This is a genomic window from Micrococcus sp. KRD096, from assembly GCF_017168495.1.
Classification (GTDB): Bacteria; Actinomycetota; Actinomycetes; order Actinomycetales; family Micrococcaceae; genus Micrococcus; species Micrococcus luteus.
The window spans coordinates 1-19,676 of the sequence record NZ_JABFAY010000040.1; the positions used below are offsets into that span (position 1 = coordinate 1).

Consider the following 19,676-nt stretch of genomic DNA (forward strand, 5'->3'; position numbering starts at 1 on the left):
CCTCAGTCCGCCCCGACCCACTGACCCCTCATCTCTGAAAGGGAGACCTCGTGAACGTCTTCACCCCGTACCTCCACTCTTCCCTCACGCTCGGCGCCAACTTCTTCACCTCGATCAACAACCTGATCGCCCAGGCCCAGACCGTGCTCAACGCGCTGATCATCTTCCTGGGCGTGGTGATCTTCCTGATCGGCTCGGCCCGCGGCAAGTGGACCCTGCCGGCGATCCTGCTCTCCGCTCTGGCCGGCGGCCTGTTCATCTGGGGCGGCGTGGCCGGCGTCCAGTGGGCCGCGGACTCCGCCGGCTCGACCATCAAGTGATCGGCCAGGAGTAAGCCATGACCGAGACCGGACGGTTCTACAGCAGCATCCGCCGCATCCCCACCACGCTCTACCGGCTGCCCGACGGCACCCGCGTGCCCGGGGGCCCCTACACGCTCGTGCAGGGCGTGGGCGGGGCGATCACGGTGGCGCTGCTGTGGGCCGTCCGGGGGTCCTGGTCCACCGGCTTCGACCTGTTCGATTTCGCCGGCGCCCTGGCCGCTGGCTTGGCGGTCACCTGGCTGCTGCGCTTCGCCCCGGACAACCTCCACGAGCTGGGCCTGGTCATCACCGGAGCCTTCCTGGCCTGGTCCAAGCCCCCGCACGGGCATTACCGCGGCGAGACGTTCGCCCCCAAGAAGGCTCCCGCAGGGATGCCCGAGAAGCCCTCCAGTCCCACCGCTCTCACCCGCGCGCCGGCCACCGACGAACCGCAGGGCGAGCCCGCGCCGACGTACCGGCCGATGGGCACCTCCTCCGTGGCACGCCTCCTCCAGCAGAGCACGACCGAGAACAAGGACACCCAGCGATGAAGAACTCCCTCCTGTACCTGCGCGAGAACCTCATGTGGACCTCCACGGGCACGGTGTGGGCGATGTGGCGCGTGCACGGGCTGCCCTACGGCTTCGGCAAGGGCGAGCACAAGGAGCGGGCCATGCTCGCCCACCAGGCCCTCTTCCAGGGCCTGCGCGGGGAGGCCATGCTCATGGGCCTGTGCGCCGAGCTCGACCCCGCCGCCGTCGTCGAGCGCATGCTCGACGGTGTCGACCTGGAGCAGTGCCCCAACTACCTCGAGGAGGTCGAGCTCTCTTTGGACGAGCTCGAGACGATCCCCGTGGGCGAGCGAGCCTACTGGCTGGCCGTGCCGCTGCCGTCCAAGTCGATCACCGACCGCCTCCAGACCCTGATCCGCTCCGTCGACGGCAAGCTGCGCGAGCAGCTGGCCCTGCCCACCTGGCGACCCACGGAGGCGGAGATCCAGGCTCTGGGGCGCACGGCCGAGCACATCGGCCGGGCCATCCCCGCCGCCTTCAAGGCCGTCCCCTCCTCTCCGGCCGAGGTCGCCTGGATCTACGCCCACTCCCAGAGCCGGGGCCTGGGATCGGATCCCACTGCGCCCGCCGGCGGGGAGGACGTGCAGGCTTTCACCTCCGGGGCGAGCCTTCCCGAGCCGCTCGTGGACGAGGGCGGCCAGTCCGACGTCAGCGCCAAGGAACGGCTGAACCCCTTCGGCCGCCGGTACGTGAAGATCGCCTCCGAGACCACGGCAGGCCAGGCCTCGTACCAGGTGGTGATGGCCCTGACCGCCGGCCCCCGCGAGGGCTTCACCTTCCCCGACGACGAGTACGTCTCCTACATCGACTCCCTCAGCGTCAACGCGGACTGGATCATGCGCATGAACGTGCTGCCGGCCAAGCGCGCCGCCGCCCGGAACAAGCGTGCCGAGGAGAAGCTCAACGAGGAGTACAACCAGCAGGAGGGCGACTCCCACGCGATCACCGGCGGATCCACCCGCCTGGACGCGATCGCCGAGGACCTCAAGGCCTACCACGCCGCACTGAACTCCTCGGAGGCCGAGGTCTCCGTCGACGTCGCGGTGATGTTCATCGTCGGCGCCGAGACCCCCGAACAGGCCCAGGACCAGGCCCAGATGATCCAGGCGGCCTACTCGGCCCGCGACTTCAAGGTGATCACGCCCCTGGGCTACCAGGAGTCGCTGTGGTGGGCGTGCCTGCCAGGCACGCCGGCCTCCTCCGTGGTGAAGAAGCTCGAACTGCTGGTCACCGGCCGGCACCTGGCCTTCGGCGTGCCCATGGTGACCGACGCGCTGGGCACCCGCACCGGATTCCGGCTGGGCACGAACATCTCCTCCTCGCGCCGCAGCCCGGTGTTCATGAACATCGGCGGCCTCATGGAGGCCGACATGTCCGGCTCGTTCGCCGTCACCGGCGAGAACGGCTCCGGCAAGTCCACCCTGCTGAAGATCGTGGCCGGCAACGTCTTCGACCGCGGAGGCCAGATCGTGGCCATCGACCGCTCCGACAACACCGAGTGGGCGGCCCTGGGTCGACTGCTCACCGAGCGCGAAGGCTCCCAGCCCACCGTCGTCGAGCTCGGCGACACCCGCTGGTCGATCGACCCCCTGCGCCTGTTCCCGGGCAAGGTCGCCGCGCGCGTGACCCGCTCCCTGGTCTCCGTGCTGCTGGGCTTCGGCTCGAACTCCGCAGAGGGCCGGCTGCTCGGCCAGCTGCTGCACCCCGACTACGCGGAGGAGCATCAGATCACCTCCATGGGGTCCCTGGTAGCCCACCTGCTCTCCGGCCAGGGCTTGGCGGGGGAGGAGCCGGAACAGACCCGCGCGATCGCGTTCGGCCTCCAGAACGTGCAGTCCACCGAGTTCGGGCCCCTGCTCTTCGACGAGTCCCTGCCGACCCTGGACCTGTCCTCGCGCTTCCTCACCTTCTGCACCCGCGGCGTGGAGCTGCCCCGACGCCAGGAGCTGGAGTCCGCCGCGCTGAAGGCGGAGCTGCCGGTGGAGAAGGTCATCGGCCGCGCCCTCTATGCCCTGATCGTGGCCATCAGCCGCGTCGTGCTCTACGCCGACGACTCCATCGAGTCGCTGATGATCGTCGACGAGGCCCACCACGCCACCGGCTCCCCGGAGACCGAGCTGGAGCTGTCCAACGTGGTCCGCTACGGCCGCAAGCACAAGGCCGCCGTGGCGTTGGGCTCGCATGACGCGTCAACGGACTTCGGATCCCAGCAGCTCCAGGCGCTGATCCCCGTGCGCATCGTCTGCCGTTCCCGCGACTCCAAGATGGCCCAGCGCAACCTCGACTGGATGGCCGACATGGGGCAGGACGAGTGGGTCGAGCTGGTCACCTCCGGGCTCTCCCCCCTGGACGACAACGAGGAGGTGGCCCCCGAGCGCCGCGGTGAGGCGCTGATGCGTGACGCCTACGGAAACGTCGCCAAGATCAAGGTGCTTCCTCCGCTCTCGCCGGCCCGCTTCAAGGCCGTGATGAGCTCCCCGCCCAAGCGTGGAGCCTCCACCGAGGCCGCCAAGGAGCTGGTGCACGCATGAGCGCACGCGGATGGATGCGACGAGCTGGCGTCAGCGCTGCCGTGTTGCTGACCATGCTCTGGGCCGCCCCGGCCGCCTCTGCGGCCCCGGCGCAGTCGGGGGTGATGGGCCTGGAGGAGTGGTCCCAGCAGGTCACCGACTCCTCCGGTGTGCCCATCTCCAAGTACGAGGCACTGCCCCTGGACCACGGCGCCGGAGGCATTGACATCAACCCCGCCCGCGACGCGCTGGTCTCCGTGCTCGACTTCTTCTGGGGCCTGCACTACATGTGCGTGACCACGTGCATGTGGCTGCTGCACACCCTGCTCGGCTTCCAGTGGGTCTCCTGGTTCTCCGGCCCGATGGAGGTCCTCGGCCAGAACTTCGGGCAGCTGGTCGCGCAGATCCACTGGATCCCGCTGGCGGCGATGATCTCCGGCACGACCATCGGCCTGCTGTTCTTCATGCGCAAGCGCGGCGCGGCCTGGGGGGAGATGTTCGTCTCCGTGATGATGGTCGTGGTCGCCACGAACATCGCGCTGAACCCGGTCGCCTACATCACCGGCCCGGACGGCGTCCTCCAGACCTCCCAGCAGACCGCGGCGCAGATCGCCGTGGAGGCCACCGGAGGCAAGGGCGCGATGGACGGCGGTGCGGACGCCTCCTCGGCCCTGGGCCAGTCCGTGATGGCCGACCTGACGGACGCGATGCTGCGCGGGCCCTCCCAGGCCGTCGCCTTCGGCCAGTTGCTCGAGGGCGGCTGCGCCAGCACCTTCACCGAGACGATGAAGGCCGCGGACCCCATGGACGTGGAGTCCAAGTCGGTGATGGACCCGGTCAAGGGGTGCAGTGATTCGGCCAAGAGCTGGTCCGAGTCGACCTCCTTCACCAAGGTCGCCCCCATGCTCATGACCAACCTGGGCTCGGCAGCCTTCGCCGTGCTCGTGGCCACCATGGCGGTGGTGCTGTTCCTGGCCGTGCTCATCGCCCTGTTCTACGGGGTCTACCAGGCGCTGGCCGTGATGATCTCGATCCTGCCGGGCACCTCCCGCAAGGAGTTCTTCGGCGCGTTCGTCGGCGTGATCGCCTGCGGTGTGGTCATCGTGGCCGCGATCGTGCTCGTGGCCGTGTCCCTACGCCTGGTGGCCAGCATGTTGCTGACCACCGCAGCCCTCGGCGTGACCCTCCAGATGCTGTTGCTGGTGCTCATGCTGATCGCGCTGATCTGGCTGGTGCTGCGCGTGCGTCACGGGATCATGAAGAAGGGCGACCAGACCGCCCGCTGGCTCTCGCGCTTGGGCGCTGGCCAGGAGAAGAAGTCCAGCGTGCCGATGAAGTCGCTGGTGGGCATGGCCGGCACGGCTCTGGGTGGCTACAAGTTCGGCCGTCTCGGTCTGGCCAAGGGCGGCGGCCAGGACGGGCCTGCGCGCTCCCGGCCGACCGGCGGCGGCGCCGGCCCCTCGGGTGGCTCCGATACGCCCAGCGGAGGACCGCGCGAGCCGGATCCCCGCGGCGCCCAGGTCTTCGGCCGTGCCGCGCGGGCCGACGGCGGCAGCGGGCCCGCGCGCCGGCGCCGCCCGGGCGGGCAGCTGCCGCCGGCTCCGCTGGTGCGTGCCGTCGGTGTGGGGGCGGCTGCCATCGGTGGTCCGATGGGTGGGGCGGTCAACGTCGTTGCCCAGGGCGCGGCCTGGTCCATCGAGCGCCAGAACCGCAAGGAGCTCACCGGCCCCGGCAAGCCCCAGCGGGTGTCTCGCCAGTCCCGGATCACGGTGGGCAGCGACGGCAAGGCCACCGTGACCCCTCGCCGGCCCGAGGTCGTGGAGGGCACCGTCGTGGATTCGAGCCAGGGCCCCCAGCAGCCCCCGCGGCGGCCGCGGTCGGACAGCACGGAGGCCACCCAGCGGATGCGCGAGCGCCTCCGGGCCGCCCAGGGCCCGCGGGGGCAGCACGCATGAAGCGCCGCGCCGTCTTCATCGGGGCCGGCGCCGTGGTGGCCGTCGTCGCCTTCGTGGTGGTGCTGATCCTGCTGATCATCCTGATGATCGGTGGCGCCCAGCAGAAGCTGAAGATGCAGCAGTCCTCCCTCTCCTGTGTCGTGGGGGGCCTGACTGCCGCGGACGGGTCCCTGGCCATCCCGCTGATGGGCCGGGTCACCTCCGACTACGGGCCGCGCCCGAACCCCTTCGGGCCCGGGTACATCCCCCCGGGCTACACGAGCGAGGCGCCCTTGCTTTTCCACGGTGGCGTGGACATCGGCGGCATCCCCGAGGGCACCCCCATCAACGCCGTCATGGGCGGCACGGTCATCGGCACCAACATGGAGGGTAAAGAGGGCGGCAACATCCTCAAGATCGACTCGGGCAACGGGATCGAGTGGCGCTATGTCCACATCGCCAACGGCACCACCGTGGTCAAGCCCGGCCAGCAGGTGAAGGCCGGGGACCACCTGGCCGGAGCCGGCGAGACCGGCGTGGCCACGGGCGTGCACCTGCACCTGATGCTCTATGTCAACGGCGAGCGGTCCAACCCGCAGACCTGGCTGGCCGAGCGCGGCCTGATCCTGGAGAAGGGCCAGATGCCCCGGCTGACCTCTCCGGCCGGCGGCGGTGCCGCGGGGGCGGCGTCCTCGAGCTCGGCGGCAGCCTCCTCAAGTTCGGCTCCCTCGGCCAAGCTGGCCAGCGGATCCTCGCCCGCGGGCGCCGCCGCCTCGGACGGGCAGCCCCCCAAGGTCAACGGGCCGGTGCGGATCACCTTGCCCGAGGGCAGCGAGTGGACGCTCTCCCCGGAGCAGGTGGAGAACGCGGCCCTGATCATCGGGGTGGCGCGCGAGCTCAACATCTCGGACAAGGGGATCCAGGTGGCGCTGATGACCGGGCTCCAGGAGACCATGCTCCAGAACATGGCGAACCCGACCCTGCCGGAGTCCATGAACTTCCCGCACCAGAAGACCGGCACCAACAAGGACTCGGTCAACGTCTTCCAGCAGCGCACCGTGGCCGGCTGGGGAAGCGTGCCGGAGCTGATGAACCCCGAGTACGCCGCACGAGCGTTCTTCGGCGGCCCAACCGGCCCGAACAAGGGCATGCCCCCGGGCCTGCTGGACATCCCCGGTTGGGAGGGCATGGCCCCCGGGTCGGCTGCCCAGGCCGTACAGAACTCGCGTCACCCCGACGAGTACAACAAGTGGGAGAACGCGGCGAACCAGATCCTGGGCCAGGTCACCGGCACCACCCCCATGATGTGCCAGGGCGCCGGCGGGGCTGCGGCCGCGGCCAGCGCCACCTCCAGCACCGCCCCCGAGGGCAACCACGCCCTGGACGAGGACACCAAGCGCCTGGAGATCCCGGCCGACTTCTCGCGCTCGAAGATCGTCTCCCGCGCCGAAGCCGGCATCGGCGGCACCTACACCTACGGTGCCGCGGAGTTCCGATCCTGGGATGCCACCGGGCTGGTCTCGCGCGTCTACCAGGACAACGGGATCGACATGCCACGCCAGGCCCCGTGGACCGTGGGCAAGCGCACCGAGACCCCGCAGCCCGGCGACATCGTCGCCCAGAAGTGGGACCCCACCCGCGGGCGGTGGGAGCACGTGGGCATCTACGTCGGCGACGGCATGATGATCTCCGCGATCAACGAGTCCGCCGGCACCCGCAAGCACCCGGTCACCCAGACCGGCACCGACACCGTCTACTTCGACGTGATCCAGGAGAAGAAGTGAGCCGCACGGACACCACCCGTCACCCCCAGGACCCCCAGCCCCGCACGGGGCGGGCCTGGCCCTTCCTGGTCGGCGCTCTCGCCGCGGCAGGCGCCGGCGCGTGGCTGCTCACCGGCACCCCCGGCGAGCAGGCGCCGGAGGCGCCGGCCCCCACCCCCGCGGCGACCGCGAGCTCGACGGCCGGGGCCTGGCCTCAGCCGTCGGCCAGCACCGCCCCGGCCAGCGCTGCGAGTCAGGAAACGAATCGGGAAACGACCCCCTCCACGGGGCCGTCGAAATCTGGAAACGCCCAGGTCAGCCCATCATCGGTCAGTGCGGCGCGCAGCTCCCAGATCGAGGTGGAGAAGGCCGCCCAGGAGCGAGCCGTGCAGGGTCTGGACCCCGACGCCCGCAAGCGTGCCGAGGACGTGGCCAGCCGGTTTGCGCAGGCCATGAACGCGCGCACGTGGCAGACCAGCCGGCAGCAGTGGCGGGAGGCGCTGGCGCCCACGGTGAGCCCTGAGCTGCTGAAGACGCTCGACGTCGATCGGGACTGGGAATCCGACGCCCAGCACCGCTTCGTACAGGCCAAGGCCAGCACGTCGGTGCAGGTGCTCGAGTCGCGCGCGCAGACCGTTCAGGGTGAGCGCGTCGACGTCGCGCTCATGGTGGCCACCGAGACCACCGGCGAGGACCCCTGGGTCACCGCGCCGCGGACCGAGCGCCCCATGACCGTCGTCGTGGACACCACCCAGAACCGGGTTGTTGAACAGATCGACATGACCCCGCACGGCGGCCTCTGAGACGCCCCCCGGCCGGGCCCTACGACACGTAGACCAGCGGCTGCGACATCTTCACGCGAGCTCCCCAGCGGGAAGCCGTGCCATACGAGCACCAGCGACCGGCGAGCATCCAAGGAGCACCGAAGGTAGACGGGAGCCAGAGCGCAGCCGTGCGCGGGCGAGCAGACCGGGAGCAGGCAGCCAGGGGCCCGGCGGAAACCAAGCCGCACGAGGGCCAGAGGGAGGGGAGTCTGCCGCCACTGCCCGGCCACAGATCCACGGGAACCTCGAGGTAGGCCCGCCAGATCCAGGCCAGCGAGCCGCCCCTGATCCACGCCCCAGAGACCCCCTCTGGGCCTGGATCAGGGGCGGCTCCGTTCGGGGGATGAGCAGCAGTGGCGAGGCGATGTGCATGGGCCACACGGGGGCGGGAAGTGCGCCGGAGACGGCACCGCAGGAGTGCCGTTCAGGTGCCATAACGCGAGCGGGAAGCCCGCGGGAAGAGCGGGAGTCGAGCGCCTCCACCCATCGGGAAATCCTGAAGGACGGGGAAGGAAGAAAATCGAGATATTGCCCTCTGGAATGGGCTGATTCGCTCGGGTTAGCCTCCTCCTCTCGACTTCGTCTCGCTGAGGAGGCTACCCGACGAGTCAAGTCCATGGAAGGGGGTACCGGGGTGATCTGCCTTCCACATGATTGCGTTTTTACGGCAGGGGGTACTGGGAGGCGATCAGAGGGTGGGGTGCTGTCGAGATGCAGGGAAGATTTCACAAACGCGCAAATATGTTTCATAGAACAGCGCACACCTCGCCTCTTGACGGAGCGTGATGTGACCAGCAATGAACTTGTTGCCATCATGCGACTACGCGCCGTGAGGGCCAGGGGACGCACGCGGGCCTCCTGAGTGGGCGCGTCGATTGAAGCGTCGGAACAGCAGGGGGCGCCCCCTGCCGCGTGGTGGGGCCGAGCCATCGCCCGACCCCGCCGCGAGGCACGAGTCACGCCGCGTGGGGCTCGTCGGAACGCAGTTGCCCGGCCAGTGCCAGGACGCCGGCCAAGGCCAGCGGGACCATCCCCGCGGCCACGAACAGTGCTCCTGGGGCGACGGCGGCGGAGACCGCCCCCACGAGCCCGACGGACAGCGGCATGAACGCGATCGAAACGAAGAAGTCCAGGCTCGCCACCCGTCCGAGCATGTCCAAGGGCACGTGCGCCTGGAGGACGGTCCCCCAGATCACCATGCCCACTCCGATGCCGGCCCCGTAGAGCATCAGACCGGCCCCGATGATCCAGGGGTTCAGCGTCCAAGCAGGCAGGGCCAGCGGGACACAGGCGAGAGCCCAGACTCCCACCATTACGGGCAGGAACCGCCGCGGCGCCTCCATGCCGCCAGCAATCAGCGAGCCGACCAGCCCGCCGACGCCCAGCGCCGCCAGCACCGCCCCGTAGACCGCGGCACCGTTCTCGTGGCCGTCGCGCAGCAGCACCGGCAGCAGCACCTCGAGGACGCCGGTCGTCACCAGGCCCATGACGGCGGCGAACAGGACGCTGCTCCTCACCCAGCGCGTCCGGAGGACGTACGTGAATCCCTCGGCCAGGTCCCGGAACGGGTGCTGAGGCGCCGCATTCGTATCTGGAGGGCCCACCGCAGGCAGGCGGGCGGCCAGCACCGCGCCGGCCGCGAGCGAAAGGGCAATGAGCAGCCCGCCCGCAGGAGGTGTCGTCGCACCGATGACCGCCCCGGTCAGGGCTGGTGCCAGGGCCTGACCGACGACGGGCCGCGTCGCCCCCTCGAGGCCGTTCACGGCCATCAGCTGCTCCTCCTCGACGAGCAGCGGCACCAACGCCGTGTAGGCCGGGAAGAAGAACGCCGTCGATGCCCCGACGATCAGTGCTGACAATCCCAGGAGCCAGTACTGAGCGGCCCCCATCGTGGCGAGGCCGGAGACGACACCGGCCGCCACCGCATTGACGACCAGGACGGCCACCAGGATCCCCTTCTTCGACAGGCGATCGGCGACGACGCCGGCCGGCAGTGAGGCAGCCAGCAGGCCGACGCCGCTCCACATGACGACGCCGGCCAGCGTCGGCGGATCAGCTCCGAGCTCCAGCACTTGCATGGCCAGGTACAGGTTCCAGGCACCCTGGCCGAAGATGGCCAGCACCATCGCCAGGAACAGCGGCCGATACCGGGGGGAGGACAGAGGTGCCAGTGCGGTGATCGAGGTCAACGGGTCACCCCCTCGGTGCTCAGCTCGAGACGCGGCCAGTCGGTCAGGTCTCGGAGCATCTGGCGGTCGTGAGTGGCCACCACCACGGCCGCCCGGGTCTCCCGGATGGCGTCCGTGAGCTCGTCCACCAGCGCGGCGGAGAGGTGGTTGGTCGGCTCGTCGAGCATCAACAGGTCCGGCTGTTCAGCCAGGCACAGCGCCAGGTGGAGCCTTCGCTGCTGCCCCTGAGACATCCGCCCAACGGGCGTGTCCAGGCTCCGCGGTTCTAGCAGGCCCAATGACCCGAGTGACGGCACACCGTTGTTCCTCGCCATCAGACCGTTGCGGTGCAGGTGCGCCTCGAACGCCTGCCGCGCCGTGTGTCGCGGGTTCCATGCGGGCACTTCCTGGGCGAGCAGCGCGATCTTCGCGCCCGTGTGCCGCAGGATGCGGCCGGCAGTGGGCTCGAGGATGCCGGCGAGGACCTGGAGCAACGTGGACTTGCCGGCGCCGTTCGGGCCGGTGAGCAGCAGGCGATCCCCGCCGTGGAGCTCGACGGAGGCCGGCCCGTGGAGGCGGCCGGCCAGGCCGACCCCCTCCGCACTGAGCAGTGGCCGGCCTGCCCTGGTCGTCGAGGCCGGCCACGTCAGGGACCGGGGCGGGTCCGGCACGGTGATCTCGTGCGCCGCCAGATCCCGCATCCTGCGGTTGAAGGTTTGGACCACGCCGCCGGCGCGAGTGGCCCGCTGGTGCTTGCCCGTCCCCTTGTCCGGACGCCACCGGTCCTGGAGACGTCCGCGGGCGGCCTCGGCCGCGCTGGTGAGGGCGGCGTGTTCGGCCAGCTGCTGCTCATGCTCCTGTTCCCAGGCGGCCCGCTCGGCACGCCGCCCCTTCTCCCAGGCCTCATAGCCTCCGGTGTACTGCCGGGGGCGACCGTCACGAGTGGGATCCAGGTCGAGGAAGACGTCGGCGACGTCCTTCATCAGTGCGCGGTCATGGGTGACCACGGCGAACCCCCCAGCGTGCTCCCTCAGTGCCCGTGTCAGGTACTCCAGGGCCCCGGCGTCGAGATGGTTGGTGGGCTCGTCCAGCAAGAGCAGGTCCACCGCAGAGCCCAGGACGACGGCCAGCCGGACGCGGTACCGCTGTCCGACGGACAGTGCCCGCAGCGGACAAGCCCAATCCGTGCAGGCGGACAGGCCGTGCAACGCGAGGTCGATGCGCCGCTCGGCGTCCCAGGCGTCGAAGGCGGTGGCCGTCTCCAGCGCTCGGGCGTAGGCGTCATCGGCTCCAGGCCTGCCCTCTGCCATGGCGAGGGTGGCCTCCTCGAGGCAGTCCAGGACACGGAGAGACTCGCCGATGGAGTCGTGGACGAGGTCACCGACCGTGCGGTCGTCGTCCACGTCGAGGTCCTGTTCGACGAGGGCGACCGTCCCTGCGCGGGTCACGGTGCCGGAGTCCGGCATCAGGGTGCCGGCGAGCACATGCAGCAGCGTGGTCTTGCCGCGGCCGTTCTCACCGACGACGGCCAGCCGGGATCCGGCGGAGACCGTGACGTCCACGTCGTTCAGCACGGTTCGATCGCCCAGGGTGAGGGTGATGCTCTCGGCTCGGATGTGGGCGGCGCTGCCTGCAGGCAAGGCAGGGGTGTTCAGAGGGGTCAGGGTCATCGTGGTCTCTCAGCTCGTCATGGAGCCGGGCAGCACGAGAAAGCCGCCCGGCAGGGTGCCAGGACGGCGAGCGGGTTTCGTCAGGAGTTGTCCGCCGCCGTCAGCGGGCGGAGCGGAGCTTCATCGACGCGATGCCTCTGTACATGGACTCGACGATATCAAACGCGGCAGAGGAGTCCCGGATCGCCACAGACCTGTATGTCGAGCTATCGAGCGTCCCGGGGAGGCAGAGACTGGAAAACTGACGAGCGAGACAGTCATGGTTTGACCTCTGCGGCCCCGTCAGAGGTCTGCGGCTCGATAGAAGGCCCTCGCAAGCCTCTTGAAGCCTCAGCCTTGCCCATATGCGACCGTTTCACGAAAAGTTCACCGATGTCCTGCGAAATCTATGGTCCCTCTCGACAGCTTGACGCCATGTAGGATCGGGTGTTTTTGACGGACTCTCGGAACGGAACACAGAACCGGAGGTTCACTGAATGCTCGTCGTGATCCGTGGCAACTCGGCCTCCGGCAAGACCACGGTCGCCCGTCTGCTCCAGGCGCGGTTGGCCGCTCCCGTCGCCGGGCTCGGCCAGGACCACTTCCGACGGGATGTGTACGCCGAGCGGGAGCAGGAGAGCCTCGCCCACGCCGACCTGCTCGAGGCAGCGGCGCGCTACTGCCTGGCCCGGAACCACCACGTGATCCTGGACGGGATCTTCCACGCCGGCCGCTACAGGCCGATGCTCCACCGGGTCGCCGCCGCCAGCGACGAGGCCCGCTTCTACGCCTTCGACCTCACCTTCGAGGAGACCGTCCGCCGCCACGCCATGCGCCCGAAGGTCGGCGACTTCAGCGCCGAGGAGATGGCCGCCTGGTACCACGGCTGGCAGCCCCTCGACTTCGTGGCCGAACACCGCATCACGGCGGCCGAGTCACCGGAGGAGATCGTGGAGCGCATCCTGCTCCACGCGTAGATTCCCTCGGTATGACCACGCGGATGCAGAACCCGAGCGCCCCACAGCCGGGTGTGGTGATCCGACCCGCACGTCCTGGGATAGCCCCGCCCTGGTGGTCATCATGGCAACCCGTGGCGGCACGCCGTCGGACCACGCACGTGCCGCTGACTGGCTGCTCGACCAGGCCCCGTCCTGGTCGTGGCCGAAGTCGCCCTGCCCGAGGGGCCGGAGGTCGTGGGCTGGTCTGGCGCCACCCAGACCCCTCTACATGCCGGTGGCCCAGCCCAGTGGCTCACTGCCGGGCTCACCGTAGATCCCGCCTCTCGCCGCCGGGGCATCGGTCGCCGCCTGCTGCAGGCCGTGATCGAGGACGTTGGAGCACTCCACGGGGACGCCCTCCACAGCGTCGTGAATGCCCGCAATGCGGCGTCGATCGCGTTACACGACTTGCTCGGCTTCACGGTCCTGGAGACCGGTCCGTGCTTCGCCGGCATCGAGTTCGACGGCGGCGTCGGCGTCCTGCTGACGCGGCCAACAGGTGCCTTCTCCTCCCCTCCCGCCGCCGATTAGTTGTACTGCCCGGAACGTTGGTGACACCGCCGGCGGTCGAGGAGCACTTTTCGCGGACCACGCTGAATGGCCTGCTCTGCGAAGACTTCACCGCGTGTCCTATGAACTCTTCCCTGCATCTCGACAGGTGCGTCGGCGAGGCGGGGAGGGACATCGGCGGCGCGGGCGGGCCTTATGGGCAGTGAACGAGAGTCGTCGGCCCCGTCCTCGGGGCCAGAGGGTGAGGCCGCAGATGAGCGTGGACATGGAGCCGCAGATGGGTGTGGGCACGGCGCAGGTCGGCGCGCATCAGGAGGTCGACGAGGGGCTCAGGGTGCTGGCCCCTCAGCCGCAGCCGGCGAAGTTCTTCGGGATCGGATCGGGACTGGTCGCCGCCGGCGCGCTGGCCGCCGGCATGTTCGCCTCCACGGACCCGGCCCTGGCCTACACGGTCGCCGGCGGTGGTGCCGGCGTCTCGACGGCATCCCTGGTGGTGGCCGAGCGGGCCCGGCAGCGGGCGGAGATCGCCGACCACTTCACCGAGCAGATCTGCCCGGTGATGATGATCCGCCCGCGGCCGTCCCGGGCCGCGGTGAAGCTCTCCCGCTGGCGTGGGGGGTTCATCGGCCTGCCCCAGCAGGTGCAGCTGACCTACCACGCGAGGGTGGTGCCGGACCCGGAGTGGCTGAAGTCCCTGGCCGAGGTCACCTCGGTCAGCCTCGGGGCCAAGTACAAGGTGGAGGCCCACCTGCCGCGCAAGCGCCGCGTGGTGCTCGGTGCCGTGGGGGCCGAGCAGGTGGAGAAGACCGACCCGACCGTGGACCGCGCATCCCGGGTGGTGCGGGACCTGCTGGGCGAGTCCGCCCGCGTGAAGGTCGAGCTCAACGACGACGGCGACGCGACCCGCATCGAGGTCGCCCACGAGCAGGGCAGCAACATGGCCATGGCCTCCAAGCGGCTGCGCGTGGAGCGGGTCCTGGCCACCCGCGTGCCCGGAGACTGGGTCCCGGAGTGGAACCTGGTCGAGGACACCGTCGTGTTCTCCGCCCGCGAGCCGATGCCCTCCCTGGTCCTGCCCCCGCCGGAGCATTCCCCGCTGGTGCGCACCCACGCCGACTACCGAGATTTCCAGATCCCCCTGGGTGTGGACGAGGACGGCGAGCAGCTCTCCTGGCACCCCCGCAAGCAACCCCACATGGTGGTGGTCGGCACCACCGGCTCGGGCAAGACCGTCGTGGAGCAGAACGTCGTCCAGCGCCTGACCCAGGCCGGCTGGAAGGTCTGGGTGATCGACGGCAAACGGATCGAGTTCATCGGCCTGCGGGACTGGCCGAACGTGGAGCGGCTGGCCTCGCGCATCGAGCACCAGGTGAAGCTGATCGAGGACGCCCACGACCTGATGAACGAGCGCTACGCGCTGATCGAGGCCGGCAAGGCGACCTCCGCCGACTTCGAGCCCGTGGCCCTGATCGTCGACGAGGCCACCACGCTGCTCGAGGCCGCCGACGACTGGTGGGCCGAGGTCAAGCCCAAGGGCGGATCCTCCAAGTCCGCGGTGCTCAAGCGCCTGGGCAACATCGGACGCCTGGGCCGCTCGGCGAAGATCCACATGCTCATCGGCCTCCAGCGCGCGGACACCCGCTTCATCTCCGGTGAGTTCCGCGACAACCTCGGCATGCGCGTGGCCATGTCCCGCCTCAGCCCCGACGGCGCCAAGATGATGTGGGACTCCTACGTGGTCGGCACCACCATCCCCCGGCACATCAAGGGCCGCGGCATGGCCCTGAACTCCGCCGGCGTGCCCGTCATGATCCAGACCATCTACGCCCCCAACCCCGACCCGGGATCCGACGACTACGACCCCCAGCGCGTCGCCGCGGTGCGCCCCCGCGAAGTCGTGCACAAGAAGATGCTGGTGGAGATCCTCGATCCGGTCACGGTGGACCTGGACGGCAACGAGAACCCCACCAGCTACGCCGACTACATGGACGCCCGCGTCTACGAGGCCCCCGACCAGCCCCAGGTGCAGCCGGCCACCGCGCCCGCCGCCAACGCGGCCGTCCCGGCCGCCGCGCTCGCGGCCTTGCAGTCCCTGAACACTGCTCCCGCCACTGCCGCGGTCGAGGAACGCCCGACCGGGCGCCCCTCTCCGGCTGTGCTGGCCGACCCCAGCCGCCCCGTGATCGCCGAGCGCAAGCACGTGCCCTACGTCCCCGACGACGAACAGGACCTCTTCGAGGGCTACGGCGAGCCCGTCGAGTCCCCGGCCGAGGAGTTGCAGGCCGGAGACCTGATCCAGATCGACCCCGACGCCGAGACCTGGGCGGTGCTCGCCGAGGACCCCCAGGAGGACGAGACCGGGATCTACCTGGAGTACATCGAGCGCGACACCGGGGAGGCCGGCGGCATCTCCGTGGCCGCCACCGAGATGCTGCCCACCCGCCACATCGAACACGAGGAGAACTGAGATGAGCGCGAACACCAACGGCACCAGCGACGGCACCGACATCATCTGGATCACCCTGGCCGGCATGTTCTTCCTGGGCACCGGCGCCTTCACCGCCTGGGCCGCCAGCGCCATGAACTCCGTGCGCCAGAGCCTGCTGGAGATTGGCCTGCTCGTCCCCGCAGACCAGGCCGCCTTCGAGCTCGCAGACACCGGCGTCGGCGTCAGCCTCCCCCTGGTCCTGGGGGCCGGCGCCGTGCTCGTGGCCATCGTCATGATCGCCGCCTATCGGTCCGCCAGACGCCGGGCCCGCGGCCTGGACGACTGACCTGACGGACTCGTCAGCAGCTAGGGACATGTCGCGGAGAGCCCGGCCTTGTGGTCAGTGAAGGCGCCCGTGCAGGGCGGATGGATCGGACCAGGAGGTTGGCATGTGCAGGGCTCAGGGCGAGGCGGGGTGTCCCCACGGACGTCGATGCCCCCCGAACGCAACGGCACGGGATGCCGCGCTGAAGCGTCGACGGGAGAACCGGGCGATCGGACAGCAGATCGCCCGGTGGGCCAAGGCCGAGGGCAAGGCTGACGAGCTGGCCGAGCTGAAGAGGCAGCGCAAGCCCGTCAACGAGATCAAGGAGTGGGCCGGTCAGGCCGGCGCTCCGGAAAGCGTCTTCGCCCGCGCCGCGGGCCCGGCCAAGAAGGGATGGGAGGCGGCCAAGACCGAGCTGCGCAACGACCCCAAGGCCCCAGCCCGCCGAGGACCGGCCCGCGGGGGAGCGCCGGCCGCCGCAGCCGCCGGCGGAGCAGGAGGCGTCGGCGGCGGTGGGGGCGCTGGCGGCGCCGGAGTGGCCGGTGGCGGCGGAGCCGGCGGCGGCGTCGCGGTCGCCGGTGCGGGCGGCGGCGCAGGCGCAGGCGCTGGCCGCGACCACCGCACCCCGACCCCGACTCCCGGCTCAGCCTCGACGGGCGCTCGCGGGTCGGAGTGGTCGGAGTGGGAGGACCAGTGCGGCGAGGAAGAAGCCGCCCGTGTGGCGCTGCTGGTGGAGCGGCAGGGGCGCACCGCCGAAGAGCGGCAGCTGATGCGGATGGACTCGGCGCGTGAGGGTGCGTCGGTCGCGGGCAAGGGCGTCAACGACATCAAGCGTCTGGTGTGGGACGACGGCGCGTGCGGCTACTTCAAGCCCTACGACGCGCTGAACACGGGAGTGGCCAAGTCCTACGGCCACGATGGCCGACTCCAGCCCACCCATGAGGCCGCGGCCTCGCAGTTCGCCCAGGCGCTGGGTCCGAAGTACGCGGCTTTGGTGCCTCCGGTGGCCCTGGTCAAGTACGAGGGCCAGTGGGGCTCCATCTCCTACGGAGTCCCCGGGGGGCCGATGAGGACGAAGATGAACCTGATGCACATGGCAGAGCACCACTCCGACCAGGCCAGCGATCTGGCCTTCTTCGACTGCCTGATCGGGCAGGTCGACCGCCACGGCAACAACGTCCTGATGGACCGCCGCGGCCTCTCGGCGATCGACAACGGATTCGCCTTCACCGACGGCGTCGGCGGCGTGAACGCCTCGATGTTCGTCGACGCGCGCTCCAAGCTCCCGCAGGCCCGCGCGACCACTCGGGAGGAGAAGGCGGTCCTGGCCCGCTTCCTGGACTCTGAAGACGGCTTGGGCCTGCGCGGCACGATCGAGGACGGCCGCTTCCACGAGGTGCGCCGGAGGGCTCGTCTGATGCAGAGCAAGGGCCGGATCCTGAGCCTGTCGAATCTCTACGAGCGCTGATAAACTGATACAAGATCAACATAAGGAGATCTGATGTTCACCATCACCATCCATCACCTGGACGGCCCCTCCGGCCTCCAGCGGCACGTCGGATACGTGCACGTTGACGGGGAGGACGTCCAGATCCATGACCCCGAGGGGCACCTCGACCTCGAGCTGCCCACCCCCACCGTCGACGACCTCGGCCGCGGCGAGCGCCGGCGCGCCACCTACGCCCAGGACCCGGTCGTGTGGGCCTACAACCTGCCTGCCCTGCTCCGCGGGCCCTACGTGCTCGCCCAGCGTCATGACCAGACGCCGGACTGGGTCGAGCAGCTTCTGGAGCAGCCGCAGGCGCCGGCCGCCAGCTCCCCCGGTGACGCCGAGCTCATCGCGCAGCTCATCGCGGGCAGCTCCGCAGCCAAGGAGGCCGCGGCCGAGCCGGCATGACCGGCCTCGGCGATCGCGTGCGGATGAGCTCGCGGCCGCAGCTTGGGCCCGCGGATCGGACGGGGACGTGTCGCGGAGATCCAGCATGAGCTGCTGCTGAACCGACCGCGAAAGACGCTTGTGCGGTAAGCGGGGGACGTGTATGGCTAGACACGTAGCGGGCCTCATCAGGGGGCCTGCACCCCTCACCGAAGGAGCGCCCCATGGGACGCATCGCCCACCGCATCTACAACGTCTACGGCCCGGACAGCGCCGACATCGACTGCCTCTGCCCCCTCTGCGGCAAGGCCGACTACGTCTCCATCACCCAGGACGAGGCGGACGCCCTGGACGCCGGCCAGCCCGTCCACGAGGTCCTGCCCCACCGCACCAAGGTGGAGCGGGAGCGGATCATCTCCCAGATCTGCCCCGACTGCCAGGCAAACCTCTGCTGACCTCCCCGCCACGGCGGCCCCCCTCACTGGAGGGGGGCCGCCGTCGTCTCATGCGCCAACGCTCCAGCCCCGGGCCGGCAAGACACCTGCGGAGCCGGGGGGACGCGCACACGGGGGCAGCACCGCCAGGGCCACCCATGGTCGCAGCGTCGGCGGCCCCGTCCACTCGACGGCGACGCCGGCGTGCGGACGTCCCGGCCCGGCCAGCCCGGAGCGAACGCGTCCGCGAGCGCGGGTCGGCCGGGGACGTGTCGTGGAGATGTGCTGCCGGCGGCCGCGGCTGCTTCAGCTCGGGGCGCCGGCGGCCGCGGGTCCGGGGCACGTCCCCGGCGTGGTCGTTGGGTCGACAGCGATTTCCGCGGGAGGTGGGCTCTCTGGCGGCTGAGTCGGGACAAGATGGGCGGAGGGTGCCGGCGGCGTGGATCGGCGCCAGGCCGAGTCCCGGGGGTTCCCGGTAGGAGGGTAGATGGCAGGCGATGAGCAGGCGTCGGCGGAGCGGGCCTCGCAACTCAAAGCTCGCGGGAGGTGGCTGGCCGCGTGGGGGGCCATCGTGGGGGCGATCTGGTCCGCTGTAACGACGCTGGGCGTGCTGGCCTCGGAGGACGACAGCCTGGGATTTTCAGCTCCGCCGCCCCCTGGAGGGGAGCCTGCGATGTCGCCTGAGCTGCGCGCGCTGTTCGTCCTGGCGTGGGTGTTCTTCGTGGCCGTGCTCCGTGCCCTGGTGTCGACGCGGCAGGCTGGCAGGGCGCGGTCCAACTGGGCGATTGCGGCGGCCATCGTGGCCTGCATGCCGCTGGCGGCTGGGTTTTTCTGGCACAGTCCGGTGGTCGACTCGATGGGGGCGTTGGGGTTGCTCTTGTCCTCTGCGTTCATCTTCGGTGGCCTCTTCTGGCAGGACGAGCTGACGCTCCGTGCTGAGCGCCTGGAGGATCAAGCTGCGGAGGAAGCCGAGCGGAAGAGGAGGCAGCGCGAGGCGGACCTGCGTTGGTACGAGCAGGAGTTGAGCCGCGTGGAGGGCAAGCTCGAGGAGCTCACGAGCAGGGAGACGGAGCGCCGCGGCATGTGGTGCTTCTGGCGGCGATGACTGCCGTGTCATCCACGCATGGGGGAGACCGGCGTGCCGTGGATGTCCGCCGGCAGAGCTGCGGCCGAGGGTAGGCGGCACGGCGCTGGCCTGCGTATTACGCCCAGGGGTCCGCGAGCGCGGGCCGGGCGGGGACGTGTCGTGGAGATGGGCGGCCGGCTGCTTCAGCTCGGCCGGCCGGGCTGCCGCGGCTGCGGGAGCTGGAGGTCCGGGGCATGTGTCCCCGGCACGGCTGCGGGGCGGGCAGGGAGCCGCGCGGGGCGGGGGAGAGCGAGGCC

Annotated in this window: 16 protein-coding genes; 14 read left to right on the top strand and 2 right to left on the bottom strand. The window is 70.3% G+C overall.

Translation table 11 applies throughout. The features are described from left to right. Positions 1–50 precede the first annotated feature (50 nt). The 6 genes from J1M41_RS11265 to J1M41_RS11290 are packed head-to-tail and all read left to right on the top strand — an operon-like array spanning position 51 to position 7,884. Positions 51–320 carry a hypothetical protein gene (locus J1M41_RS11265; RefSeq protein WP_061867344.1) on the top strand — a complete coding sequence of 90 codons (270 nt, stop codon included), beginning with the start codon at positions 51–53 and terminating at the stop codon, positions 318–320. 17 nt (positions 321–337) lie between these two features. After that, entirely contained in the window at positions 338–853 is a 516-nt protein-coding gene (locus J1M41_RS11270; RefSeq protein WP_061867343.1) for a hypothetical protein, read from the top strand. Continuing rightward, the gene (locus J1M41_RS11275; RefSeq protein WP_061873043.1) at positions 850–3,405 is read left to right on the top strand and encodes an ATP-binding protein; all 2,556 of its coding nucleotides are present in this window, start codon (positions 850–852) and stop codon (positions 3,403–3,405) included. Before J1M41_RS11270 ends, J1M41_RS11275 begins: the two co-directional genes overlap by 4 nt. After that, positions 3,402–5,339: a hypothetical protein gene (locus J1M41_RS11280; protein ID WP_157571204.1), complete on the top strand. Its 1,938-nt coding sequence runs from the start codon at positions 3,402–3,404 to the stop codon at positions 5,337–5,339. Before J1M41_RS11275 ends, J1M41_RS11280 begins: the two co-directional genes overlap by 4 nt. Beyond that, positions 5,336–7,102 (top strand): peptidoglycan DD-metalloendopeptidase family protein, encoded by a 1,767-nt coding sequence (locus J1M41_RS11285; protein ID WP_206451770.1) that lies wholly within the window; start codon positions 5,336–5,338, stop codon positions 7,100–7,102. Before J1M41_RS11280 ends, J1M41_RS11285 begins: the two co-directional genes overlap by 4 nt. Further along, entirely contained in the window at positions 7,099–7,884 is a 786-nt protein-coding gene (locus J1M41_RS11290; protein ID WP_061873046.1) for a hypothetical protein, read from the top strand. Before J1M41_RS11285 ends, J1M41_RS11290 begins: the two co-directional genes overlap by 4 nt. 977 nt (positions 7,885–8,861) lie before the next feature. Here J1M41_RS11290 and J1M41_RS11295 read toward each other — a convergent pair. Then, positions 8,862–10,094 carry an MFS transporter gene (locus J1M41_RS11295; protein ID WP_220478917.1) on the bottom strand — a complete coding sequence of 411 codons (1,233 nt, stop codon included), beginning with the start codon at positions 10,092–10,094 and terminating at the stop codon, positions 8,862–8,864. Continuing rightward, positions 10,091–11,743 carry an ABC-F family ATP-binding cassette domain-containing protein gene (locus J1M41_RS11300; protein ID WP_095347564.1) on the bottom strand — a complete coding sequence of 551 codons (1,653 nt, stop codon included), beginning with the start codon at positions 11,741–11,743 and terminating at the stop codon, positions 10,091–10,093. The genes J1M41_RS11295 and J1M41_RS11300 overlap by 4 nt, the downstream gene beginning before the upstream one ends. A gap of 476 nt (positions 11,744–12,219) precedes the next feature. On the opposite strand from J1M41_RS11300, the gene J1M41_RS11305 reads away from it, so the two are divergent. The 8 genes from J1M41_RS11305 (at position 12,220) to J1M41_RS11340 (ending at position 19,398) form a co-directional block, all read left to right on the top strand. Then, complete coding sequence (locus tag J1M41_RS11305) at positions 12,220–12,699, top strand: AAA family ATPase (protein ID WP_095347565.1); 480 nt, start codon at positions 12,220–12,222, stop codon at positions 12,697–12,699. A gap of 180 nt (positions 12,700–12,879) precedes the next feature. Beyond that, positions 12,880–13,251, top strand: coding sequence for a GNAT family N-acetyltransferase (locus J1M41_RS11310; protein WP_179297201.1), 372 nt, complete (start codon positions 12,880–12,882; stop codon positions 13,249–13,251). A 232-nt stretch (positions 13,252–13,483) separates the two neighbouring features. Next, positions 13,484–15,697, top strand: coding sequence for a type IV secretory system conjugative DNA transfer family protein (locus tag J1M41_RS11315; protein ID WP_157571222.1), 2,214 nt, complete (start codon positions 13,484–13,486; stop codon positions 15,695–15,697). Position 15,698: 1 nt separating this feature from the next. Then, positions 15,699–16,004, top strand: a complete 306-nt coding sequence (locus J1M41_RS11320; protein ID WP_031943914.1) for a hypothetical protein — start codon at positions 15,699–15,701, stop codon at positions 16,002–16,004. A 697-nt stretch (positions 16,005–16,701) separates the two neighbouring features. Continuing rightward, a complete protein-coding gene (locus tag J1M41_RS11325; RefSeq protein ID WP_061873206.1) occupies positions 16,702–17,451 on the top strand; it encodes a hypothetical protein in 750 nt (249 codons plus the stop codon). A gap of 33 nt (positions 17,452–17,484) precedes the next feature. Next, positions 17,485–17,880, top strand: a complete 396-nt coding sequence (locus J1M41_RS11330) for a hypothetical protein (protein WP_049159949.1) — start codon at positions 17,485–17,487, stop codon at positions 17,878–17,880. Between the two features lie 203 nt (positions 17,881–18,083). After that, on the top strand, positions 18,084–18,314 hold the full coding sequence (locus tag J1M41_RS11335; RefSeq protein ID WP_031943917.1) for a hypothetical protein: 231 nt from the start codon (positions 18,084–18,086) through the stop codon (positions 18,312–18,314). Positions 18,315–18,780: 466 nt separating this feature from the next. Then, the gene (locus tag J1M41_RS11340) at positions 18,781–19,398 is read left to right on the top strand and encodes a hypothetical protein (protein WP_061873207.1); all 618 of its coding nucleotides are present in this window, start codon (positions 18,781–18,783) and stop codon (positions 19,396–19,398) included. Positions 19,399–19,676 lie beyond the last annotated feature (278 nt).